The organism is Chloroflexus islandicus (assembly GCF_001650695.1).
Lineage (GTDB): Bacteria > Chloroflexota > Chloroflexia > Chloroflexales > Chloroflexaceae > Chloroflexus > Chloroflexus islandicus.
Genome location: NZ_LWQS01000071.1, coordinates 24759 through 48445, shown reverse-complemented (window position 1 = coordinate 48445; position 23687 = coordinate 24759). Strand labels below are relative to the sequence as shown.

The window sequence follows — 23687 nt, the reverse complement described above, 5'->3', positions numbered from 1 at the left end:
CTTGTATCACAACGAGGAGACCATGGCTCAGAAGACAACCGATGTGCGTAACCTGACCGCAGTCGTGACCGGCGGCAGCCGGGGGATCGGGCGGGCCATCGCGGAAGCATTAGCCCGCGCCGGCGCGCAGGTCGTGATTTCGTCGACCAATGCCGCCAACCTAGCCGAAGCCGAACGTGCAATGCAAGCCGCTGGCCTCAAGGTGAGCGGCGTCCGCTGCGATGTCAGCAATCGCCTCGAAGTCGAGGCCCTCGCCGCGACTGCCGCCGAGCGGATGGGCCGGATCGACCTGTGGGTTAACAATGCCGGCATTTCGGGACCATTCGGCTACGTCCTCGACGTGCCGCCCGAAGCGTGGGAACAGGTCATTAAGGTGAACCTGCTCGGCACCTATTATGGCTGCCGGGCCGCCTTGCCGTACATGATCAAACAACGCAACGGCCAGATCATCAACCTTTCCGGCGGCGGCGCCAAGCGACCGCAGCGCTTTCTCTCGGCCTACAGCGTCTCGAAGGCGGGGATTGTGCGCTTAACCGAAGCCTTTGCCCGTGATTATCAAGATCACCCCTATCTGCGCTTCAACGTGCTGACGCCGGGGATGGTGCCGACCGACATGATCAACCACTTTGAGACGGTTGGCCCCGGCGGGGAAGCGATCAAGCAACTGCCGCGCGTTTTGAACATCTTCGGCACCACCGCCGAAGAGACGGCAGAACTCGCGTTGCGCATCGTGCGCGAGGGCAAGAATGGGCAGATCTTTGAAGTCATGCCGCGCCACCGCGCCATCTGGCGTCTGCTGAAAGCCGCCTTGCGGCGCAAGCAATAGTGCCAAACCTGCGGCCAGCAACCGGAGCGCCCCACCCACGGCGGTGGGGCGCTAGCCATGATTTAGTTCGCTTCAGCGCCGGGGATGTAACCATGCTGCTGCCGATTCAGCGGGCAGCGGACGGCCAATGTAGTAGCCCTGAAACACATCACAACCGGCATCGAGCAAGATCTGGCGTTGGCCAACCGTCTCGACGCCTTCGGCCACGATTTGCATACCAAGGTGATGGCCCAGCGAAATGATGGCGCTGACGAGGCTACGCTCGACCATCGCATCAGACTGATCGAGCCGCGCTACAAACGAGCGATCAATCTTGAGGACATTAATTGGCAAGCGATGCAAGTATGACAACGACGAATAGCCAGTGCCAAAGTCATCAATCGCTAACGTCACCCCCAATTGGCGTAGATCAATCAGTTGGCGGCGTAAATCATCAATCTGCCCCATCAACATGCTCTCGGTCAATTCGAGTTCGAGCCAGCCCAAGGGCAAATCGGCCTGCGCTAAAGTTTCCGCCACCGTTTGTACAAAACCGCTTTGTGAGAATTGCAAAGCCGATACATTGGCCGCCACCGGCACGATCGGTAAACCTTGCGCGCGCCATTCGCGCATTTGCCGGGCAATCTCTTGCAGCACCCATGCGCCAATTGAAATGATTAACCCTGTATCTTCAGCAATGGGGATGAAACGCGCCGGCGAGACCATGCCAAGCTCAGCGTTCTGCCAGCGGATCAACGCCTCAAACCCAACCAGTTTCCCGGCGCGATCAACTTTCGGTTGATAGTGCAACAACAACTCATCGCGCTCAATCGCCCGCCGCAGCAGCGTCTCGATCTGTAATTGCTCGATCGATGTACTCGTAATCGCTGCGTCGAAGAACTGAAAACTATTGCGCAGGGTGCCTTTGGCGCGATACATCGCCATATCTGCCGCCCGTTGCAACGCGATCACATCGGTACCATCGATCGGGTACAGGCTCGCGCCAATGCTGGCACTCACAAAAATTTCATGCCCATTAATGAAAAATGGGTGCTCAAGCGCTTCGTGCAAGCGGCGCGCGATGGCAGTGACCTGTTGCGGCGAATTAATCTCAGGCAACGCCAACAGAAACTCATCACCACCATGCCGGGCCAGCGTATCGGTCGCCCGCACGCACAATTCAAACCGGCGCGCCACTTGTATCAATAAGAGGTCGCCGATCGCATGGCCAAGCGTGTCATTCACCTGCTTGAAGCGGTCGAGATCGATAAAGAGCACTGCTACCAGCGTATTATTACGGCGCGCATGCTCGATAGCGTGCTGCAAGCGATCTTCAAACAACAACCGGTTCGGCAAGCCGGTCAACGCATCGTGATGGGCTTGGTACGCCAATTTGTGCAGCGTCGCGTGCTGTTCAAGCGCAATGGTCGTCAATTGTTCGATATGATCGAGCAGTTGCTGTTCTTCTAAGGCTAGTGGCGTATCACTTTGCCGGCAAAGCAATAGCCACCCATCAGCCGGATCGCGATTGGTGCGCAAGACAATCAACCAACAGCGGTTAATGATTTGCATCTGGATGAGTGACTGAATTTTCTGCCAATGTGGCGAATCCGGCTCAAGTTCGCTGACCCGCTGATTACGGTATGGCAATCGGGTGAGTAATTCACTGGCCCATTGATCCAAGTGCGGCAGATCATCGTGCAGAATGTAACGGTTGTAGCTCACAAAAACCGCCGCCGAACGCACCACATACGCGGCATAGACTAAATCCGTCATCTGCTCGCCGAGCAACTGCAACATCTCGCGCGTAATGGTTCTGAAATCGTACTGGCGAGCGATCAACTCGAGCACCCGCCGGCGCGCCAGACCGATCTGCTCGGCTTGGTGGCGGGCCGATACATCTTCCAGTACCATCACGACCCGCACTCGCTCGCTAGCCCCAAACCGCACTGCACGTATCGCTAGCCAGCAGTGATCATGGGTAACTGTAGCAAACTCTCCTTCATAGCGTTCCAGTTCACTCGCCAGCAGTTGCTCGATCGCTGCCGTAACCACTACTGCCGGCCCCACCCCAAGCTGGCAGGCAGCCAAAAACGATGCCCCAACTGTGCAATCGATCGCTTCGACGCCAAGCAGTGGGCCTAGTTGCAACCAACGCACATTAGCGGCCAACACCTGCCCATACCGATCAAGAATAGCAATCGCCGACGGCAGAGCATCGAGCGCCGAATGGAGCAATTGCTGGGTTTCGATCAGCAACTGCTCGGCCTGTTTGCGTTCGGTAATGTCGTGGAGCACCGCTAACATAGCAGGTGCCCCCTCCCACTCGATCGGCTCAACCCGTAAATCAACGATCACCACCGAGTGATCAGGGCGCACGATCTCAGCATCGACCGTCAGGCCCGGTTGGAGGGGAAAGCCAAACGGGCTGCCCTGCACCTGATCGGCGTGCCGGCCAAACAGGCGCAGCGCAGCTTCATTGGCAAACAGAACCATACCGGCAAGATCAAGCACCAGCAGGGCATTGCTATTATTGGCCACGATTGCCTGCAACGATCGTTGGTCAGGATATGGCGCTGGACGATCAGCAGTGCTGTGTGGTTCGGAAGCAGAAGGATCGTGCTGCACTGTGGCAATCTCCCCCACACCCAGCCAGTGCTACTTGAACATGACAAGTTAATTGGTTGGCGCAGTATCTCTGGCGGGTTCGTCGCCCTCGTCATCGCGGAACATCGCGCTCAGCCGGTCAATTTCGCTCGGCGCAATGTGGGTAAACTGCCCTGACAAGATGCCGGAAATATTACGGAAGGGCCGGCCAATATGCATGCCACGACTATCAATAGTAAATTCGCGAATATCTTTATCGTGGCTCGATCCGCGCATCTTGAGGACGGTCAACCCACGGCGCATTTCGCCGAACAACTCAACATAGCGCAAGAGAATGATTGAGTCGGTAATTGTCGAAATATGCGCTTCGGTAATCGACGAACCGCCGAGCAAGGTTGGCGTTGTCGCAGTATAGAGACCGGCCATCTCTTGATGCTTGATGAACGAGGTCAGGCCAATCACAAACTCGCGAAAGCCCTTAATCGTCGCCACCCGTTCCAACGCCGAGAGGCTGTCAACCGCCACCCGTTGCGGGCGGAAGCGATCAATTTCGGCCTTCATAAAGATCAGTTGATCTTCGAGGCTGGTCACTTCGGGGTAGTTGCAGATCACACGCAGCAGGCCATCGCGTTCCATCTGCTCGAAATCGATCCCCCAGCCGATCGCGTTGCGGAAGAGCTGGTCGCGGCTCTCTTCAAAGGCAAACAGGAGCGAGCGCTCGTTTTGGCGCACACCGGCGGCCATAAACGTGGTCGCCATCAACGTCTTGCCAGTGCCGGTCGCGCCGCTCACCAGCACGATCGAATCGCGGAAGAAACCGCCGCCGCACATACGGTCGAGTTCAGCGTTGCCCGACGTGGTGCGCACGCTCGACGAGCGTTGCTTCAGCTCGATTGCCGAGAGCGGGATCACGTGAATACCCTCGCCGGGAATGACGGTGAAGGGGAAACTGCCCTTCTGGTGCGAGGTGCCGCGGAACTTGAGAATCTCGACTGTGCGCCGGCGCTTTTCATCTTCGAGCAGGTTGCGCAGGATCACCACGTCATCCGAGACAAACTCCTCGACGCCGTAGCGGGCAATTTCGCCATACTCCTGCGTCCGCTCGGCAGTCAGCACCGCCGTCACTCCTAACCGGCGCAGCGTGCTGACAATCCGGAGCAATTCGTTGCGCACCACCCGCGAATCATTCAGGCGCGTAAAGATCGCACCGAGCGAATCCATCGACAGCCGGATCGCGCCGATACTCCGCACAGCATGCTCGATGCGCGCCAACAACGCACCGAGATCGTACGATCCAAGTTCAACCAGCTCCTCTTCCGGCTGCGGCGACACATCGACAAAGGCCCATTTCCCCTCAGCCTCCCAGCGGGCAATATCCCAACCAAACCCAAGCATATTGCGGCGCAAGGCTTCCGGCGTCTCTTCAAACGTCACAAATACGCCCGGCTCGCCCCGCTTAATGCCAGCCGCCAAAAACTGGGCCGCAAAGACCGTCTTCGCGCTACCAGCTGTGCCTGACACAAGGGTCGTCCGGCCCTTAGGCAAGCCGCCGTTGGCAATATGGTCAAAGCCGGTGATTCCGGTAGGAAGCCGTTCGATCTGATCAGCGCACACCAGCGTTCTCCTTATTGGTTGCACAGAGGCAAGAACGTCTCAAGATTGTGGCGGTAGATTCAAGACATTCAACAAATCACTAACGCTCGACAGGTCGCCAATCACCCGCCGTTACGGTGGCGGCGAACTCTTGATCAAGGTCGGCGTCGCCAAGATCTTTTGATTCTCGGCCTGCTGCGGATCGGCAAGCACATCAATAATGGTCAACTCACATTCATAGCCGGCCAACTCCTGCTCGATCATCCGGCGAAGCGTACTAATCGCCCGTTCGGCGCGTGGTGTCTGGCCAGCGATATAGAGATGCAAAACAATCTTGCTCACAGTCTGTTCGTCCCGGCAACAGTTTCAGTCGCCGCTACTCTGAATCACGGAAAGACAATTCACCAGCCGCCATTGATCGATAATACGATGCTAGATGACCCATTAATTCTAGCAGAAGCAGGCGTCCTTCTTCAAAGTATGCTTGCAACTTCTTGGGCGTATTATGTTGGCTGCGATCACGCATCGCTTGCAAATGCACCTCGATCAGATCACGTGGCGCCGCCCAAATCGAACCAAACCATTCGCCCAATTCGCGCAGTGACCGCGATGGCGCCGGGGTGCGATGCACACGGCTGTACAACGCCTCTTCGAGTAATGCGCCATACCGTTCCAACCCGTAGCTAAACAGATCGGGCGCGCGCTGGCGCAACGGCGCAGTCAACGATCGCACCATCTCATCAGGCCGTGAGATCGCCTCCACCGAGATTAGCTCGCGTTCCATTTGGCGTACCTGTTCGCGCAACATCTCGGCTTCGGCGGCAATTTGGGCAGCGCGACGCTGGTCGGTAATATCGTTGTGCGCCACGACTAACCCCTGCCGCGCCCCCCGCAACGGCACTGCTCGCAAGGCAAACCAGCGCATGCCCTGCGGGCCGGGGCAGGGATATTCATACGTGAATTCGGCCAGTTCACCTGAGAGAACCGCCTTCAACCCCTGCAACGCTTCCGGGCCGCCGGTGCCCGGCCCCGCTGCCGCGCAGGCCGTAAAGTAATCAGCGCCGACACTGATCGACGCGAGATCGGTAATCCCGTTTTCACGGCCAAATTGGAGCCACGCTTCATTGACCGCCACAATTTTGCCTTGCTTATCCAGTACCACAATTTCGCTAGCCAGCGAATTGAGAATCGCAATACTAAATGCCTCTGCTTCCCGCAGCGCCGCTTCAGCCCGTCGCTCGAAGGTCACATCGCGCAACGTAATCAAAAACGCATCTTGACCTTCCCACACGATTGACAAGACCCGCATCTCGGCAACGGCAAATTCGCCATCAGGACGCAACACCTCAACTTCCGCTCGTTCGCCGACTACTAGCGGAAAGCCAAATATCTGGCCGTGCAGTTCGGCGCCATGACGATTCAACAACCGCTCGGCAGCACTGTTGAGGAAACGCACTGCCCCACTGTGATCGACAATGATCGCGCCATCAACGTCATGGCTTACAACTGCGCGCAGATGGTCTTCTGCTGTCGAACGGGGCTGGGCGTCGATAACGATCACCCCATTTCTTTGGCGGCGCGTGATCCAACCGTACCCCGGCTCACGCGTGCTATGGCTAGCACCTGTCTCTAACCGTGCAAATTGTTTTACTCATCTGCGAAACATCACGCTGGCGCATTGGTGCGAAGATGAGGTGATCAACCACAAACACGACATTCCTGCGCCGAAACAAATGAACCCGAGTACGCACTTAGCATGATGAGGTGACAAACCCTTCCTGTCAAGTTTGTATATGTGAAATTTGTCACCCTTTCGAGATCAATATATTCACGATCAAACGGCGCGTAGGGCTTGGTTCAGATCGGCGATCAGATCATCAGGATGCTCAACCCCAACCGACAGACGCACCATGCTAGGGCCAATCCCAAACTCGATCCGTTCTTCAGGGTCAACATCGGCATGGGTCATCGTCGCCGGATGCTCGGCCAGCGACTCGGTACCACCTAAACTCACCGCTAAATGGATGAGTTGCAGATGGTTGAGGAAGCGAAACGCCTCCGCTTCACCGCCGCGCAGATCGAACGAGATCATCGCCCCCGGCCCGGCACACTGCCGCCGGTAGATATGATACTGCGGATCATCACTCGTGAGATGACCTAAATAGTAGACCCGCTCAACTTTGGGATGGTTGGCGAGAAAATCAGCTACTCGTCGCGCTCCAGTCTGCTGTGCTTCCATCCGCACCTTAAGCGTTTCCAGCGAACGCAAGAGCAGCCATCCCGTATGCGCACCCGCCATCGTGCCCATAATCGTGCGCATGCCCTTGACCTGCGCGATCAGTTCGCGGCTGCCCAAACAGACACCGGCGATCACATCGCTGTGCCCGCCAATGTACTTCGTCGCCGAATAGAGCACGAGATCAGCGCCGTGTGCTAGCGGATGCTGCCAGAGCGGGCCGAGGAAGGTGTTGTCAACCGCCGTCAACACCCGGCGCGGCGTCCGTTTCGCCAGCGCCGCAAAACCGGCAATATCCACCAGCGCGTTGGTCGGGTTGGCCGGTGTTTCGAGGTAGATCATCCCCACTGCATCAAATAACCCGGCCCGCCGGAGCTGCGTCTCGATCTGTTCGGGTGAAACACCGGAAACAAAGCCGTACCGCCGGATGCCAAAGGCCGGCAAAATGTGTTTGAGCAGGTAGTCGGTGCCGCCGTACACTGGCTCGCTATGAACGATGACATCACCGGGCCGTAAGAATGTAAGCAAGGTGGTGGTAATCGCCGCCATGCCGCTGGCAAACACCGCTGCCGCTTCGGACTGATCCCAGAGCGTCAGCCGATCTTCGAGAATCTCGAGATCGGGATTGTTAAGCCGGCTATAGATCAGACCGATCTCTTCACCCTCGTGCGGACGGCGCAAGCCGTAGGCCAGTTCAAAGAAGGCTTTACCCTCTTCCGCAGTTTGAAAGACAAAAGTTGAGGTTTGAAAAATAGGGCACTTGATCGCGCCCTCCGATAGCGCCGGCACATAGCCGTAGCTCATCATCAAGCTTTCAGGATGCAGCCGGTGGCCATCGATCATGGTTTGCTTGCTCTGCTTGGTCATACCGCCTCCTCGCGCGCCGAGCGCCATCGCTCGTTTAGGTAAACAGCAACGACACGCTGTAAATCATCAATCCTACCAATCCACCTACAATAGTACCATTAATGCGGATAAATTGCAGATCACGCCCAAACTGCAACTCGATCTTGCGCGTCACTTCCGCCGTGTCCCACCCATTGACCGTCTGCGTCACAAACTCGCCGATCGCGTGCCCGTACCGGCGCACCAATGCAGCCACGGCTGCTGCCAGCCAGTGTTCGACCTTCGCACGCCATTCGGGATCGTGCTCGAGCAGATCGGCAAATCGCGCGATAGCCTCAGTTATCGAGCGGCGCAGCGGTGACGAGGGAGAGACGCTCTGGCTCAGCAAGGTGAGCTTGAGATCACGCCAGCTCGCTTGCGCCAGCTCGCGCACCACCGGATGCGCCAGTACCTCGCGCTTCAATGCCTCGCCTTGTTGTTGCACCTGCGGATCGAATTGCAGATCAACGATCCAGCGATCGATCAAGGCGGTAAACTGCTGGTAGAGCGGATGGTCGGGGTCTTCACGCAATTCGCGTAACAGCCGTTGAATCCCTTCCAACAACCGCTCGTAGATGCGTTGATCGACAATCCGCGGCACCCATGCCGGCAACTCACCGGCGATGCGGCGGCGGATTTCCTTTTCGTTACTGGCAATCACCTCGGCCAGTAAGTTTACCAACTGCATCAACGCATCGCGCTGGCGTCCGCCAGCTACCAAAACGCCAAGCAATCGTCCGGCCAGCGGCGCCGCCGGGATCGTCTCCAAGCGCTGACTAAGGCCACGCGCCAACGCTTGGCTGACATCATCATCGTCAACCACACGTAATAATCCGCCCAACGCCTCGACCGCCACATCGGCCACCTGTTCCCCCCGCTTCGGATCGCGTAGCCAATGGGCGAGCCGGCTTACCGGATCATGCCGCCGGATCCACGCAATAATCTGATCGGGGTTGAGAAAGTTGGTTTCGATAAACCGGCCAAAGCCAGCCGCAATGTTGGCTTTGCGCGCCGGCACAATCGCGGTATGCGGAATCGGCAAGCCTAACGGGTGGCGAAAGAGGGCGGTAACAGCGAACCAGTCGGCAAATGCGCCAACCATGGCCGCTTCGGCAAAGGCGCGCACAAACGGCACCCACGGCGCGGCATCACGCCAGATGCTCGCCAGCACAAAGACGATGCCGGCCAAGACTAATAGACCGGTGGCGAGCGTTTGCATGCGGCGGAGGTCATAAAGGCGTTGTTGATCGTCCATGAACATACCTTTGGCAATACGGTCTATGACCATCGAACAATGGATACTATAGTAATATGCTATTGGCTAACGCATCCATGAACGCTGCGAGTCATTTTTCTATTCCGCTCAATGTTCATCATCAACCGTGCAACACCTGCTCATAGCGCATGTGTATCAGTAGTCTATCACGAACGTATGCGGGCATTGCGCTGCCACGCAAGCAACACCCGGCCAGCGCATAGTTTCGGCGTTGTGGACGCTGGCCCGTCACGCGCTAACCTTCGGTTGCCAACTCATCACGTATAATACGGCTATGATGACAACTGAAATCAATGACACTGCAACAATTGCCCTGATCGCATTCACGTTGTTGGCCGGCCTGATCCTCGACTGGCTGGTGCGTCCGCGCGTGCGGCGGTGGGCCAATGCCCGCCACCGGATCGTGATCGAGTCGATCGCAATTGCGCTTGGCGGCCAGTTTACCTTCTGGTCGCTGGTGTTTACACTGCGCTTCTTCTCTGGCCCGTTCATCGATACTGCCACGCTAGCTGCTTGGCAACCGGCGTTCGATCTTGCCGTTGTATTGGCGATCACCGTCTTTGTGGTACGGCTGATCATTAATCTGATCGACACCTATCTGCGCCATCGCCAGATTGGAAACATCTCGCTAATCAACAATCTACTGCGTGGTTTGGGGGCATTAGCCATCGGCGGCACCCTCCTCGTCAGCTATGGCGTCCCGCTAGGGCCATTGCTAACCGTGATCGCCGGTTCGAGCCTCGGCCTGACGTTGGCCTTGCGCGAACCGCTGGCCAATTTCTTTGCCGGCGTGCAAATTATCGCTTCTAACCGGGTGCGGCCCGGCGATTTCATCCGCCTCTCTACCGGCGAAGAAGGCATTGTCACCGATATTCGCTGGTCTGACACGTATATCAGACAGTTGGCAAACAATATCATTATTATTCCTAACTCGCAGATGATTACGCAGATTGTGACCAACTTCAGCCGGCCCGAACCAGAACTAGCGGTGTTGGTTGATTTTTCGGTTGGCTCTAATGCTGATCTTGCACGCACTGAAGAACTTGTGCTTGAGGTAGCCCGCACAGTGCTGGCTGAAACTCCCGGCAGCGTCTCCACCTTTGAGCCATTGGTACGGTTCAATGCGATGGATACCGCAAGTGTCCGCTTTACTGTCGTGCTGCGCGGTCAGAGCTTTGCCGACCAGTTTCTCTTGCGCCATGAAATGATTAAGCGGCTGCACGAACGATTGCGCATCGAGGGGATTTCCCTGCCGGCCCAGATCGTGCATGTGCGGAGCAATCCATAACAATGGCGGAGCAGGTGTCTGCTCCGCCTTGCATTGCTTACCTCAACCGGCAAGGACAGGCTACCGCGAAGTCGCCGGCACGTACACGGTATATACCCGCTCACCCGGTGCGAGCAGGCGCACCACCGTCTCTGAAAAGAGCTGGCTGCCGTTCGACAGGTCGAGCCGTACCTTATAAAGGCCCGGCTTGAACGATGGATCAAACGAGGCAATGAGCGTATCCGCTGAACCCGGCGCATACGCGATAGCGGCGAACTGTTGCTCGTTCTGGCCGTTGAGGTCAACCAGATATGCCTTGGGCAGCTCGCCTTCCAGCCCAATCACGCGGAGGGAGAGCGTAGCAGTCGACGAGATCGTGACCATCGCCGGATCAACTGTGTCTATCTTGGCCGAGCTAGCCACGGTTGGCACCGCCACTTGCGCGCTGCTCTGCCAGAAGACGCCGTTGCCATCGGTGGCGAGCACTTGCACCGGCAGCAGGAGTTGTTTTTCGGCAAGCGTCGCCCGCAGCCGCCAGCGCAACCGCAAGAGCGTAGCTGGCTGATCGGATTGCCACCCGGTGGTCACGGACAGATCACCACGACCCACTTCCTGCGCCATCCACGCGCCTTCAGCCAGCGGTTGCCCAGCCGGATCGAGCGGCTCAATCGCTAACAATTCGACCAAATCGCTCTTCGGCGTCACCACCAGCTTGTAGCTCGCAGCCCGGCCCACCGCTTGGACGAGAGTGGTAAACTCTTGCCCCGGTTGCGGCACGACATCAACCGTGATCCCAACCAACCGCAACTGATCGCCGTTCACCGCTTCGTTCTGCACCGTGATCAGCGACACTGGCAAATGGCCGGCCAGTTCTGCATCACTGAGCGTACCGCCAATAACGATGCGGAATGAATAGGTCGCAGTAGGCAACCCGCCAGTTGATCCGTATGGCCGGCTCTTGACGAAGAAGGGGCCACTGGATGGCGCCGTCCACACGATTCGCGAAGCCCAACCGCCGCCGCCGTCATCGTTGTAAGTCAGCAACGTACCGCTGCTGTTGTACAGCTCAAGGACGGTATCAGCTTCAGCGCCCAAGTTGTAGGTGTAGATGGTGTAGGTTGAACCACCGGCAGCAGTAAAGACCATCCAGTCCACATCCGTTGTGCTATGGAAGTTATGGTCTTGGCCGGCGCCGTTGACGGTGAAGCTGCGTGCTTGCGCCATCGTATCGTCAGGCTCGTAAGCGTCAGGGTTCAGCGAGGTACTAGTGACCTCAAGATCGTATTGGGTGCATGCGCCACTCGTATATGGGTTGTAGTGACGCACCTTCAGGTAGAGCCGCGCGTTGGCCGGAGCAGTGTAGTCAATGCGTGAGGCTAATCCGCCGCCGCCGTCATCATTCTGTGCCAGCAATACACCGCCTGAGTTGTACAGTTCGAGCACCGTATCGCTGCACGACCCTAGATTAAATGTCCGCATGACGTAGCGATTACCGGCGTTCACGTCAAAATAGACCCAATCTTGATCGCCAGCAATGTGGAAGTTGCGCCGTTGCGCCGCACTGTTGACGATTATTGGCTTCGCCGTGCTCAGCGTATTATCCGGCTCGTAGGCATCTCCTACTATGCCACTGCTCGTTACCCGCACATCGTAAGCGGTGCAGGAGCCATACGCAGCCGAACTGTAATGGCGAACCTTGACGTAGAAATTGGCGCTGCTTGGTGCAACCCAATCAATCCGCGATGCCCAACCGCCGCCGCCGTCATCGTTGTACGCCAGCAACGCTCCGCTGCTGTTGTACAGCTCAAGGACGGTATCACTGCACGACGCCAGATTGAGCGTCTCAATTCGGTAGCTATAGCCTGCTGTGGCGCCAAAGAAGATCCAGTCTTGATCACCAGCCACATGGAACGTATGCGTTTGCGCCGCGCCATTCACCGTGATTGGGCGCGCCGTGGCAAGCGTGTTGTCCGGCTCATAGGCATCAGGCGCAGCGCTTGCCAAGTTCAGGCGATAATCGGTATTGGCCCCGTAGATGGTACTATTGTACTGGCGCACTTTGACGAAGAATCGCCCGTTTGCCGTGGCCGTCCAGATAATCCGCGACGCTAAACCGCTATAATCGTCGTTGTAGGCGAGTAAGCTGCCGCTGCTATTGTACAGCTCGAGCACCGTATCAGACCTCGTACCCAGATGGCTCGTGGTCAGGGTATATTCGATCCCATTGACAGCATCGAAATACACCCAGTCTTGATCGCCAACCGCGTGGAAGTTGTGTTGCTGCGACCCACCAACGCTGATCGGTTTTGCCGTCGCCAGCGTATTGTCCGGTTCGTAAGCATCAGGCGTTGCCGGGGTGCCATAGGCGCCGATCCGCAAATCGTAGCCAGTGCGTTCACCGCCCACACCGCTACTGTAATGGCGCACCCGCAAATAATACGTGTCACTGGCAGGCGCATACCATGTCAAACGCGAAGCCCAGCCGCCGCCGCCGTCGTCATTCTCAGCAATAACTGTTGTGCCGTTTGGCTCAAACAGCGTAATAACCGTGTCGGCCCGATCGTCTAAATTCGCCGTCTCGAAGAGGTAGAAATTGCCGGCGGTCGTTGTGATGCGCACCCAGTCTTGATCACCGGCCACGTGGAAGTTATGGCGGGTGACATTTGGTGCATCGAGCGTCCCCGGCGTGATGGCCCGCGCCGTGGCCGCCGTATTGTCCGGCTCGAACGAATCTGGCGTGGTTGCCGGCACCCCAGTGACTCGAATATCATAGCGTAGACCGCTGTGACCGGCACTGCTACTGTAATGCCGCACCTTCACAAAGAACCGTTGCGCGCTGCTGGTCGTAAAACCGATCCGCGACGCTAAACCGCTATAATCGTCATTATAGGCTAGCAAAGCGCCGCTGCTATTGTACAGCTCAAGCACAGTGTCATTACCGGCTGCGAGGTTGAACGTCTCGATCACATAGGATGCGCTGCTGGCAACAGTATCGAAGTAGACCCAGTCTTGATCGCCGGCAATATGGAACGTATGGGTCTGCGCCGCGCCATTGACGGTAATCGGCTTCGCCGCGCCAAGTGAGTTGTCTGGCTCATAACTATCACCCACCGGCGACGGGATCAGCGTTACCCGCAGATCATAGACTGTAGCGGCGCCATACGCAGATGATCTGTAATGGCGTACTTTGACGAAGAGATTAGCTGCACTCGGCGTATACCACTGGATCCGCGAGGCGTATGTGCCGCCATAGTCATCATTCTGCGCTAGCCGGTTGCCACTGCCATCGTACAACTCAAGCACCGTATCAGACGCTGGGCCGAGGTTAAGCGTCTCGATAACGTAGGTGCTGCCGGCTGTGGCGCTAAAGCGCACCCAGTCTTGATCTCCGGCTACGTGGAAATTGTGGCGCTGAGCTGCGCCGCCGATCGTGATGGGTTTCGCCGTACTTAGTGTGTTATCAGGTTCGTAGGCATCAGGCGTCGTTGACGATGGATCAGAGGTAACCGTGAGGTTGTAGCCGGTGTTAACACCACCCCGATTGGCAAAATTGGTGACGCGCACATGCAACGGCCCGCTAGCAGTGGCTAACCAACTGATCCGTGAAGCGAATGTGCCGCCATAGTCATCATTCTGCGCCAGCAGCAACGTGCCGTTGTTGCCGAACAACGCCAACACGGTATCGGCGTTGCTTTGCAAGCCGCTAGTCTGAATGATATAGGTATTCCCACTCACCGCAGTGAATGTCACCCAGTCTTGATCACCGGCGACGTGGAAATTGTGGCTCTGCGCCGAACCATTTACTGTAATCGGCTTGGCTGTTGACGCGCTGTTGTCTGGCTCGTAGCTATCAGGCGTCGCCGTGCCGCCACACGATGGCAACACATTCAACTCAACTGCCTGCGCTGCGTTTAACGTACTTTGATACTGCGTTGATGACGTGCCATACAATGCTCCGGCTGCAGCGAGCAATGCGTTGTACATATCGGCAAACGTGGCCGACGATGTGAGATAGGCAGTGAGCGCCCGGTAAAAGATCCGTTCGGTCGCGTTACGTCCAATGGCCGTCACAGTGCGCCCATTGAACGTTCCGCCGTCAGACATCAGATAGGCAATCTTGTTGGGAATGCCGCTGTTGATATGCACACCGCCGTTATCGCTCGTGGTGCAAACATAGTTACCCACTCGATCAGGTTGGCTGTAAGCTGGCGGATTAGCCATGCTCCGCAACGCGCCAATCGGTGTGTCTTCACCCATTAACCAGTCATCGCGATCGACCATCGCGCCAAACACATCAGAAAACGACTCGTTCAACGCACCCGATTGGCCGTTGTAGATCAGATCGGCCGTGTATTGGGTAACAGCGTGCGACCACTCGTGCGCAACCACATCGCGCGTCGCAAAACCGGGGCCAAATGCTGTAACGTAGCCATTCCAGAAAGCATTCGCCACTGTGCCATACCGCACGACCGCGATCATCGCTGCACCGGCGTTATCGAAGCTGTCACGGCCAAAGGTGTTGAAGAAATAATCGTACGTAAGGCCGGTGTTGGTAAACGCTGCCGTACAATCAGGATGGACTGTGCCGGACGGCCCGCTTTCAGTGTAGCAGGTTGTACCGCCAGTCGTGTTTACACCGTTGGCATCGCGTATAATCCGATTCTTCCCGCTATGGTAGTTCGAGAAGCTCAGCCAAACCTTGCCGGTCAGCGCATCAACCACCACTGTCGCGCTCGCACTTTCGTCTGGCGCAGTGAGCACTAACCGGTAGGCGAGCGCCGTGGCGCTGTCACCCAGCTCAAAGAGCGCCGGGTTGAAGAAAACCAACTCATGCTCATCGAGCCGTGGTTTGGCAAATGCTTCCGCCAGCACCACCAGTTCTTCATCGTCGTGGCGCGGCGGATTATTCTGCAACGCCAACGTGGCAATCTTCACCGCCTCATCAAGATTGAGCGCCGGCTTAGTGTCAGCCGCCACACTTGGCACAAAAGCGCCGCTTAGGCTGCGCACCGTATTGCCAGCAACCTGCAACGCCAGATCTGCGCCCCAGATCGGCACTGCGCCTTTGTACTGCGCTACCCGCACCACCGTCACATTATCAACTTGCTCACTGCGCAATGGCACCCAGTTGAGATCATTGGCCGTCGCGACCAAGCTCGCACCCGGCCCGCGGAGAAAGTCAAGCGCTACTGCCTTAGGATCATCCGCCAGCACACTTGGGAGCGCTCCAGCAAGAGCCGGATGCGGCGCTATGACTGCATCGACAAAGACCCGCTGCGGTTGTTCTGCCAACGGCGCTCCGTGCGCCGCCGGCGCAATCGCCAAGATAGCGGCTGCTTGCCAAACGATCAGTACGGTCACCGTTAACCATGACCAAGTTAAGAGCCATCGCCTTCGCATACCCCACCCCTTTCTGGTACGGACAAGCTCGCAATCTACCGTGTATGGAGGCCGGTAATGATCGCATTCAACTCTGTCACAAGGGGCTGCAACGAAGCTGGCAAATCGGCATCGGTCGTTTGAATGGTTATGGCGTCGATTTGAATTCGATAGCTTAGGAAATCACAGCATTGGTGTGGAGACGCCGGCGTCGCCGCGAGATTGGCGAGATCAAGCGCCGCGATGAGAGTGGCGAGACGTGAACGTTGCTCGGCGCTTAATGTGGTCGTTAGCACCTCTTTGCGCCGCTGGAGTTGAGCCGTGCCAGTGGTGAGATCGATCGTCAAACGATCATCAAGCCCGGCCAAACCGCCACTCCGTTCAAAGAGAATAGTGGCAGGTCTCGCCACTGATGTGCCACACGCAACGCTGCCTGCCACCCACACAATGAGGGCGATGAAGAGAAACCAGTGACGATGGAGCTGGCATACGTTTGGCAGGAACGAACTCTGCTGCCATATCATTTTACAACTCTTAACTTTTTCATAATTAGTAAAAGTTTATAATTAACGATTTTATTATATCACTCAAAGGATTGTCTTGTCAATATTCAAAGTAAAACACCGATTTATTATTAGTTTCTAAACTTTTTCTAAACCAAAAAGTTATTATATTCACAAAAATTCAAAAATCTACAAAGTTAAAAATCTTTCATCTTTAAACAAAGGGCGGGAGCGTGTTTAGACGCTCCCGCAATTACACAAATACACCACCAGATCGAGCAACACCGTGCGTAACAAATCTGACAATCGTTCATTGGAGCGACACTCGAACCGCTGCGTGACCCGTTGGCGTGCTATGCAATTGTTGGGCGTCCGGCGGATCGGCCACCGGCAACTGCCGGCTCAGCACAAGGATCGCGATCACCGCCACCCAGAGCGGCCAACCGGTAATGCCCAGTGCGGTCGCCCAGATCGTGTCAACTGTCGCCCCTTCGCGGGCAAACAGCGCAATTGCGCCACCGAAGGCGTTGATGCTGCCATGCCCGATCACCGCCGGCCAGACGCTCCCCGTCGCCAGCCGCGTCCAGCCCAGTATGATGCCTACCAACACGCAGAACACCGTCATCATCACTACGCCAAGCGCCGGATTGGTCGGGTAGTTGTAGCCGAGCAAGATGATCGGCGCGTGCCACACCCCCCAAATCACGCCGCTGATAATCATCGCCGGCCACTGGCCGAGCGGCAATAACTGCGGCAACAGGTAGCCCCGCCAGCCCCACTCTTCGCCAAATACTGGCGCCGCGTTGAGCAATGGCCCGGCGACCAATGCCACTCCTAGTTGCGCAATCACAATCGGCCATAACGAAATATTGGCCAGCGCTTCACCCGCACCCGCTGCGTTGAGCAAGGCGCGGAATCCCGACAATGACAGGTCGAGATCGTAGACGCCGAACAATGCGCTGAAAAATGGTGATACCACCATGATCAGGCCGGGTACCGTCCACGCAAACAGCCAGTACCAACCCCAGCGCCGGCCTTTGCCGATCCCTAGTCCGGTCGCTTTCACGATTCCTTCCGGCGGCGGGCTAATCCAGCGCGTCACGATCAACGTCGCCAATGCCGGCGTGAACATCATCGCCAGCATCAGCGGCAACGCCAGCGGATTGGCCAATCCGGCCTCGCTCAGCCACAATGGCGCGCAGCATAGCCACGCCAAACCCACGCTTAAACCAACAAACCAGCCTAACCCACGCCAATTCAGCGTAGCCATCAGGGTTTCCTTTCGCGGCTAGCCGGCCCGGTGCAGCCGCCGCCACACAATGTACGAATACGGGATAGTCGCCAACACCGGCACAATGATCAACGGAAAACTGGTCACAAACAACCACTCTTCCGGCACGAACAGGCTGACCAGCGCCGACGCCAAGCCGCCGGCCACGAACAAGCGCGCACCCACCCGGTGCGTGATCCGCCACACCTCCGGGTCGGCCAGCGTCCACGGCGTGCGAATGCCGACAAAGTAGTTTGGCGTCACCCGCCCTAACTCATTCCCCAACACCGCAATCAGCAGCGCCGCCCCAATGCTGATCAGCCGTGGCACGCTGATCGGCCATCCCACTGCCACCCCAACCGTAATCAGATGCATTGCAGCAAAGAACAGGATGACACTGTTCATAATCAGTGCATACGTGCGGGAAAAGGCAACATACCCCTGCCCACGCGGATCGATCCGCGGCAAGAGCGGCGCGAGCGCGGCCATCAATGTAGCGATCGCCGGCGGGAAGAAGGCGACAAACCACGAGCTGCCATAGCCATCAACCTCACCGGCAGCATTCCAGTGAATTGGCGCCGGATCAGGGATGAAGGGCAGCATCACTGCGCCAAACACCCACATCAGCGCCGTGATGACAATCATAAACCGCAGATTACGCATGGCCGCCCTCCTTTCGTTGCGTATCGGCGTCTGCGCCAACCTTAAACAGATCCATTACAAGACTCAACACCTCTTGTAACACGGTTGCATTCAGGCGATAGATCATGTGCTGGCCATGCCGCTCAGCAGTCACCAAATCCGCCGCCTTGAGCACACTCAGATGGTGCGATACGCTCGGGGCCGAGATCGCAAACCGTGCCGCAATCTCGCCCGCCGTCATGTCGCGCTCGTTCAGCATCTGGAGAATCGCCCGCCGGGTCGGATCCGATAAGGCGTGAAGCGTGCGGGTGATGGCTTGTTCCATAGATAGTTAGCCAATCTTCTAAATACTCTCAACCCTTAGTATAGATAGCTTCACCGCATCATGTCAAGAGCAAATGTATACTATATGTAACCATGCTGTAACTACGTTTACTACCCTATGGAAAGAACCGCGCATCTCAACGCGCCTTGATGGCGCGCCGTCAAAGGAGATTGGCAATGACTCAGCCTCCGAATGGCTTCGACCCAAACGACCCGATTGGTACGTGGCGGGCATGGCGTGACGCCAGCCTCGACGCATGGGCGAAGAGCCTGACCGCAATGGTCAACACGGAAACCTTCTCGCAGGCGATTGGCGCGCAACTCGACGCGCTGCTCGCTGTCTCCGGCCCAGTCCAACAGGCAGTTCAGCAGTATATGGAACGGTATCTGGCCCAAGCCCAGATGCCGTCGCGCAGCGAGGTGGTATCGTTGGCCAGCCGGCTGACCAACATCGAGTTCCGGCTTGACGATATGCAAGTGCAACTCGATGAATTGACCGATCTCGTGCGCCAACTGGCCGCGGCTGGCGCGCCGGTGCCGGCTGATGTCAGCTTTATCGGCGACCGGCTCAGCGCGATCGAAGCGCAACTGAACGCCATTGCCGCCTCCCGCCCGGCTGCTCGTGCCCGTAAGGCGACAACCGAAGAGAAAGAGTAGGAGTGTTTGACCATGACTAGTTCAGATGCCGCGCCGATCGATCTCGAGCGGATGACCGAGCAGTTGTTGAAAGAGATTGAACGCACCACCAAGAGCAGCGATATGGCTGCTCGCCTTGCGACCAATCGCATTAAGGTGGCTGTCGGTCAGACGCCGAAGGAACAGATTTGGGCGCTCAATAAGATGCGCCTCTACCACTATTATCCGCAGGTGCCCCCGGAACAGCGCAAGGCGGTGCCGATCCTACTGGTGTTTGCGTTGATCAACCGGCCGTATATCTTCGACCTGCGCCCCGGCAATAGCTTCGTCGAGTATTTGCTTCACCACGGCTACGAGGTCTATCTGCTCGATTGGGGCACCCCCGGCCCCGAAGACGCCGGCTACGACTTCGAGGATTTCTCGCTCAAGTTCCTGCCCCGCGCCGTGCGCGCAATGCAGCGCCATAGCAAGAAGCGTGAGTTTACGATGCTCGGCTGGTGCATCGGCGCTACCATTGTCACTATCTATGCCGCGATGCGCCCCGATGATGGCTTGCGCAACCTGATCTTGCTGACCGCGCCGATTGACTTCAGCGACAAAGAGGGCAGCACCTTCAGCCGCTGGCTCAATACCGAGTACTACAATGTCGATGAGCTGGTGCGCCAGTTTGGCAATGTGCCCTCGACCGTGATCGAGTACGGGAATAAGATGCTCAAGCCGGTCGAGAACTATATCGGCACCTACCTCAAGCTGTGGGATAACCTCGACAATCCGGCGGTGGTCGAGGCATGGCTGGCGATGAATACATGGGTGACCGATAACGTCGATTTCCCCGGCGCCGCGTTCCGCCAGTGGGTGGTCGAGTTCTTCCGTGAGAACCGGCTCATGGAAAATAAGCTGATGATGGAAGGTCGCATCGTCGATCTCGCCAACATCAAGGCCAACCTGCTCAATGTGATTGCCGATAAGGATCACATCGTGCCCAATTGCCAGTCACGCTCGATCATGGATCGGGTCGGCAGCAAGGATAAGAAGCTGATCGAACTGAAGGGCGGCCATATCGGGATTATGGTCGGCAGCGGCGCAAGCAAGCGCGCATGGCCGCTGATGGAAGCGTGGCTGAGCGAACGTAGCAACTAGCATTCCCGATCGGTACATTCGTTTGGCGATTGGCATCGTCGTTTTAGAGACGGCGATGCCTTGGCCTCTTGTTGTCTCAATTTCACGATGACCAGCGTTTGCTACGCTTGGTCTAGTTGTAAGACTGGAAGGAGAAGGCTATGCGTCTGAGCGGAAAAGTGGCGATCATTACCGGCGGCGGGCAGGGTATTGGTCGCGCTACGGCATTGCTGTTCGGCAAGGAGGGCGCAAAGGTTGCAGTAGCCGATATTAACGAAGAGGCCGCGACCGCGACGGCAAATGCGATCGTCGAAGCCGGCGGCGAGGCCAAAGCGTTTGTGGTGAATGTCGGGCAGGCCGCTTCGGTGGAAGCAATGGTCAAAGGAGTAGTAGAGTGGGCCGGCACTGTTGATATCTTGGTCAATAATGCCGGTATCACTCGCGATGCGCGCATGATCAAGATGACCGAAGAGCAGTTCGACGCGGTGATTAATGTCAATCTGAAGGGTGTTTGGCTCTGCACCAAGTATGTCGCGCCAATTATGCTCGAAAAGGGCAAAGGCTCGATTATTAACGCCGCCTCGATCGTCGCTTTCAATGGTAATTTCGGCCAGACCAATTATGTCGCCTCGAAGGCCGGCGTGATCGGGATGACCAAGACGTGGGCCCGCGAGTTTGGGCCGAGCGGTGTCCGCGTGAACGCCGTCGCTCCCGGCTTTACCCAGACCGAGATGATCGCGCACGTGCCCGAAAAGGTGCTCGATGAGTTCAAGGGCCGCACGCCGCTCCGCCGCTTGGGCACCTCCGAAGATATGGCGTACGCCTACCTCTTCCTCGCTTCCGATGAGTCGAGCTTTATCACCGGCGAGGTATTGCCGGTTGATGGCGGCTTGGAATTGTAACGCCACCAGCCGGCCAAGCTGGCAGAACACCACAGAGACGGCCCGGCGGGCCGTCTCTGCTGATCTGGACGCTGAGCGGCTTTTTGTGCCTTTTGGGTCTTTTCGTGGCTATTCCTAGCCACCAGCGAGGTTGACAGCCATATCCCGGCGAGGCGCTGCCGGTTGATGGCGGGTTGGAATTGTAAATGTAACACAGTAAGCCGGCAGCATACAACAGAGACGGCCCGTTGGCCGTCTCTGCTGTTCTGGACACTAAGCGGCTTTTTGTGTCTTTTGTGTCTTTTTGTGGCTATTCCTTACGACCAGCGAGGTTTACAGCTCTATATCCCTTCCCTTCCCCCGCAGGGCAAGGGAAGGGAGCGGGCCAAGCGAGTAACCTACTTCTCGACCGCAGCCACTTCGGTCTCGGCAGTTTCCGACTCTTCCGCCACCGCGCTGCGCTGCAATGCGGCGCCACCGGCCAGCGCCGCCGCACCCAACCCGGCCAGCCACGCCAGCGGCGTCAGCGCGCCACCAGTGTTGGGCAAGGTTGCCGGAGTCGGTTGGGACGGAGCAGGCTGCGCCGGAGCCGCCGGCTGGGCCGGTGCGGCGCCAACCGCGATCCGGCCATCAACCGCCGGATTGACCGGCGAATTGGCGGCAATGTACTCTTCAACGACATCAGCCAAAATGAAGCCGGTATCAACCTGATTACGCCCGCGGGTGAAGACGCTGTAGCCATCGCCGCCGGTCAGCATAAAGTTGTTGGTGACGACCACGTAGCTAGCGTTTTGATCGATCGGCGCGCCGCCGACGGTCACGCTCGTCACCCGGCTGGCCGCCGGCAATGACGGATCGTAGGTGAAGCGGAAGCCGGCAATCTGCGGGAAGCGGCCCGCGCCGCTCTCAACTTGGCTGACGCCGTTGTTGAGCGCCTCGATCACCTGCGCGCCGGTCAATGTCACCAGCGCCAGCGTATTACCGAACGGCAGCACCTCCAGAATCTGGCCAACCGTCACCGGCCCCGCCGGGATCGATGCCCGAATGCCGCCGCCGTTGGTGATCGCCAGTGTCGCCCCCGCACTACGTGCCTTAGCCAGCATAGCCTCGGCCACCAAATTGCCGAGATTCGTCTCACGCGAGCGAATATTGGTGCGACTGCCATCGAGATCGACCGCTGCCGAACCAACCACCCGCGCGCGCAATTGCTCGATCGGGCCCTTGAAGACCGCAATCCGGTTCTCAAACCCCTGATCTGCCGGCAGCGATGGCAGCACCTCAGTCGGGTTGCCCTGCAAGTCGATCACCGTGCCGGCAGCGTTAAAGGCCACCGTCATATCACCCAACCAGCGCCCCCACTCCCAGTCGGTAACGACCACCACCGGCTTGCCATCTGGCCCGGCGATCAGTTCGGGGTAGGGAGGCGTGCGCACATTGTTCATCGGCGCCATCGGCGTGTGCGAGTGGCCGCCGATGATCATGCTCATCCCGCCTACTTCGCGCGCAATCCGGCGATCAACATCGATCCCCACATGGGTCAACGCAATGATGGTGAAAACGCCTTCAGCCTTCAGCGCCGCTACCTGTTGGCGCGCCGCTTCGATCGCCGAAGTAAAGGTAATGCCGGGGCCGGCGTTCGAGAGCACGCCGGTATCTTCCGGGGTCAAGCTGAAGATGCCGATCTTTCGGCCATCTTTCTCAATGATCGTGCGCGGCTTGATCAGACCGGCCAGCGGGTTGCCGGCGGCAACCGCAATATTCGCGCTCAACACCGGGAATTTAGCCCGCGTGATGAAATCAACCAGCGCCTGCGGCCCTTTGTCAAACTCGTGATTGCCAACGGCCATCGCCTCATACCCCATCACATTGTAGAACTCGAGGTCGGCCATGCCGTTGTACTGGTTGAAATAGAGCGTTCCTTGGAAGACATCGCCAGCATCGACCAACAAGGTGGGCATTGCCGTCTCGCGGCGGATCTTGTCGATCAATGCTTTGCGGCGCGAAACACCGCCATGAACCGGCGTGTTGCCGTTAAACACCGGTTCAATCCGGGCATGGTGATCATTCGTGTGCAGAATCCGCATGCGGAAGGCAGGATTTTCCTGCGCCAATGCCAGCCGGAAGCTACCGTCGCTGTAAATTGCGAGCAGCGCCCCCGCCCCCAGAGCGACCGTCCCCTTGAGAAACCGCCGGCGTGAGATCTTCTCCATAAGGCATGCTCTCCGTTTCAAGTCGCGAACAACCACAACCAGACCGCGTTGCCT

The 23687-nt window shown here is 57.6% G+C and carries 17 protein-coding genes; 5 read left to right on the top strand and 12 right to left on the bottom strand.

The window, feature by feature from the left end; genetic code table 11:
• The first annotated feature begins 22 nt into the window (after nucleotides 1–22).
• Nucleotides 23–826 (top strand): SDR family NAD(P)-dependent oxidoreductase, encoded by an 804-nt coding sequence (locus A6A03_RS14190; protein ID WP_066789631.1) that lies wholly within the window; start codon nucleotides 23–25, stop codon nucleotides 824–826.
• Nucleotides 827–898: 72 nt separating this feature from the next.
• Here the strand turns inward: A6A03_RS14190 and A6A03_RS14185 are convergent, their stop codons facing one another.
• The 6 genes from A6A03_RS14185 to A6A03_RS14160 form a co-directional block, all read right to left on the bottom strand.
• A complete protein-coding gene (locus A6A03_RS14185; protein ID WP_066789629.1) occupies nucleotides 899–3433 on the bottom strand; it encodes a sensor domain-containing protein in 2535 nt (844 codons plus the stop codon).
• Between the two features lie 48 nt (nucleotides 3434–3481).
• Nucleotides 3482–5026 (bottom strand): circadian clock protein KaiC, encoded by a 1545-nt coding sequence (kaiC, locus tag A6A03_RS14180; RefSeq protein WP_066789626.1) that lies wholly within the window; start codon nucleotides 5024–5026, stop codon nucleotides 3482–3484.
• A 111-nt stretch (nucleotides 5027–5137) separates the two neighbouring features.
• Nucleotides 5138–5347 carry a circadian clock KaiB family protein gene (locus A6A03_RS14175; RefSeq protein WP_245668998.1) on the bottom strand — a complete coding sequence of 70 codons (210 nt, stop codon included), beginning with the start codon at nucleotides 5345–5347 and terminating at the stop codon, nucleotides 5138–5140.
• 34 nt (nucleotides 5348–5381) lie between these two features.
• Complete coding sequence (locus A6A03_RS14170; protein WP_245668997.1) at nucleotides 5382–6566, bottom strand: PAS domain-containing protein; 1185 nt, start codon at nucleotides 6564–6566, stop codon at nucleotides 5382–5384.
• A 273-nt stretch (nucleotides 6567–6839) separates the two neighbouring features.
• The gene (locus A6A03_RS14165) at nucleotides 6840–8108 is read right to left on the bottom strand and encodes a cystathionine gamma-synthase family protein (protein ID WP_066789623.1); all 1269 of its coding nucleotides are present in this window, start codon (nucleotides 8106–8108) and stop codon (nucleotides 6840–6842) included.
• 34 nt (nucleotides 8109–8142) lie between these two features.
• Nucleotides 8143–9381, bottom strand: coding sequence for a DUF445 domain-containing protein (locus tag A6A03_RS14160; RefSeq protein WP_066789621.1), 1239 nt, complete (start codon nucleotides 9379–9381; stop codon nucleotides 8143–8145).
• 295 nt (nucleotides 9382–9676) lie between these two features.
• Between A6A03_RS14160 and A6A03_RS14155 the strand changes: the two genes are divergently transcribed.
• Entirely contained in the window at nucleotides 9677–10690 is a 1014-nt protein-coding gene (locus A6A03_RS14155) for a mechanosensitive ion channel family protein (RefSeq protein ID WP_066789793.1), read from the top strand.
• 60 nt (nucleotides 10691–10750) lie between these two features.
• Here the strand turns inward: A6A03_RS14155 and A6A03_RS14150 are convergent, their stop codons facing one another.
• From A6A03_RS14150 to A6A03_RS14130, 5 genes are all read right to left on the bottom strand, one after another.
• Nucleotides 10751–16069 (bottom strand): M4 family metallopeptidase, encoded by a 5319-nt coding sequence (locus A6A03_RS14150; RefSeq protein WP_066789618.1) that lies wholly within the window; start codon nucleotides 16067–16069, stop codon nucleotides 10751–10753.
• Between the two features lie 35 nt (nucleotides 16070–16104).
• The gene (locus A6A03_RS14145) at nucleotides 16105–16572 is read right to left on the bottom strand and encodes a protealysin inhibitor emfourin (RefSeq protein ID WP_066789617.1); all 468 of its coding nucleotides are present in this window, start codon (nucleotides 16570–16572) and stop codon (nucleotides 16105–16107) included.
• A gap of 289 nt (nucleotides 16573–16861) precedes the next feature.
• On the bottom strand, nucleotides 16862–17821 hold the full coding sequence (locus A6A03_RS14140; RefSeq protein ID WP_066789616.1) for a CPBP family intramembrane glutamic endopeptidase: 960 nt from the start codon (nucleotides 17819–17821) through the stop codon (nucleotides 16862–16864).
• A gap of 18 nt (nucleotides 17822–17839) precedes the next feature.
• Nucleotides 17840–18484 (bottom strand): SdpI family protein, encoded by a 645-nt coding sequence (locus A6A03_RS14135; protein ID WP_066789614.1) that lies wholly within the window; start codon nucleotides 18482–18484, stop codon nucleotides 17840–17842.
• Nucleotides 18477–18788, bottom strand: a complete 312-nt coding sequence (locus A6A03_RS14130) for an autorepressor SdpR family transcription factor (protein WP_066789612.1) — start codon at nucleotides 18786–18788, stop codon at nucleotides 18477–18479. Before A6A03_RS14130 ends, A6A03_RS14135 begins: the two co-directional genes overlap by 8 nt.
• Before the next feature lie 176 nt (nucleotides 18789–18964).
• On the opposite strand from A6A03_RS14130, the gene A6A03_RS14125 reads away from it, so the two are divergent.
• The 3 genes from A6A03_RS14125 to A6A03_RS14115 all read left to right on the top strand — a co-directional run bounded on the left by A6A03_RS14125 (nucleotide 18965) and on the right by A6A03_RS14115 (nucleotide 21444).
• The gene (locus A6A03_RS14125) at nucleotides 18965–19444 is read left to right on the top strand and encodes a poly(R)-hydroxyalkanoic acid synthase subunit PhaE (protein WP_066789610.1); all 480 of its coding nucleotides are present in this window, start codon (nucleotides 18965–18967) and stop codon (nucleotides 19442–19444) included.
• A 12-nt stretch (nucleotides 19445–19456) separates the two neighbouring features.
• Nucleotides 19457–20563: a PHA/PHB synthase family protein gene (locus tag A6A03_RS14120; RefSeq protein ID WP_066789608.1), complete on the top strand. Its 1107-nt coding sequence runs from the start codon at nucleotides 19457–19459 to the stop codon at nucleotides 20561–20563.
• 140 nt (nucleotides 20564–20703) lie between these two features.
• A complete protein-coding gene (locus A6A03_RS14115) occupies nucleotides 20704–21444 on the top strand; it encodes a glucose 1-dehydrogenase (RefSeq protein ID WP_066789606.1) in 741 nt (246 codons plus the stop codon).
• A 377-nt stretch (nucleotides 21445–21821) separates the two neighbouring features.
• On the opposite strand, the gene A6A03_RS14110 is transcribed toward A6A03_RS14115, so the two are convergent.
• A complete protein-coding gene (locus A6A03_RS14110) occupies nucleotides 21822–23633 on the bottom strand; it encodes a 5'-nucleotidase C-terminal domain-containing protein (protein WP_066789604.1) in 1812 nt (603 codons plus the stop codon).
• Nucleotides 23634–23687: the final 54 nt, after the last annotated feature.

Excerpts from the sequence above, each read along its gene's own strand:
- A6A03_RS14190 (WP_066789631.1), top strand. The coding sequence starts at position 23 with ATGGCTCAGAAGACAACCGATGTGCGTAACCTGACCGCAGTCGTGACC.
- A6A03_RS14165 (WP_066789623.1), bottom strand. The coding sequence starts at position 8,108 with ATGACCAAGCAGAGCAAGCAAACCATGATCGATGGCCACCGGCTGCAT.
- A6A03_RS14160 (WP_066789621.1), bottom strand. The coding sequence starts at position 9,381 with ATGGACGATCAACAACGCCTTTATGACCTCCGCCGCATGCAAACGCTC.
- A6A03_RS14155 (WP_066789793.1), top strand. The coding sequence starts at position 9,677 with ATGATGACAACTGAAATCAATGACACTGCAACAATTGCCCTGATCGCA.
- A6A03_RS14150 (WP_066789618.1), bottom strand. The coding sequence starts at position 16,069 with ATGCGAAGGCGATGGCTCTTAACTTGGTCATGGTTAACGGTGACCGTA.
- A6A03_RS14145 (WP_066789617.1), bottom strand. The coding sequence starts at position 16,572 with ATGATATGGCAGCAGAGTTCGTTCCTGCCAAACGTATGCCAGCTCCAT.
- A6A03_RS14140 (WP_066789616.1), bottom strand. The coding sequence starts at position 17,821 with ATGGCTACGCTGAATTGGCGTGGGTTAGGCTGGTTTGTTGGTTTAAGC.
- A6A03_RS14135 (WP_066789614.1), bottom strand. The coding sequence starts at position 18,484 with ATGCGTAATCTGCGGTTTATGATTGTCATCACGGCGCTGATGTGGGTG.
- A6A03_RS14130 (WP_066789612.1), bottom strand. The coding sequence starts at position 18,788 with ATGGAACAAGCCATCACCCGCACGCTTCACGCCTTATCGGATCCGACC.
- A6A03_RS14125 (WP_066789610.1), top strand. The coding sequence starts at position 18,965 with ATGACTCAGCCTCCGAATGGCTTCGACCCAAACGACCCGATTGGTACG.
- A6A03_RS14120 (WP_066789608.1), top strand. The coding sequence starts at position 19,457 with ATGACTAGTTCAGATGCCGCGCCGATCGATCTCGAGCGGATGACCGAG.
- A6A03_RS14115 (WP_066789606.1), top strand. The coding sequence starts at position 20,704 with ATGCGTCTGAGCGGAAAAGTGGCGATCATTACCGGCGGCGGGCAGGGT.
- A6A03_RS14110 (WP_066789604.1), bottom strand. The coding sequence starts at position 23,633 with ATGGAGAAGATCTCACGCCGGCGGTTTCTCAAGGGGACGGTCGCTCTG.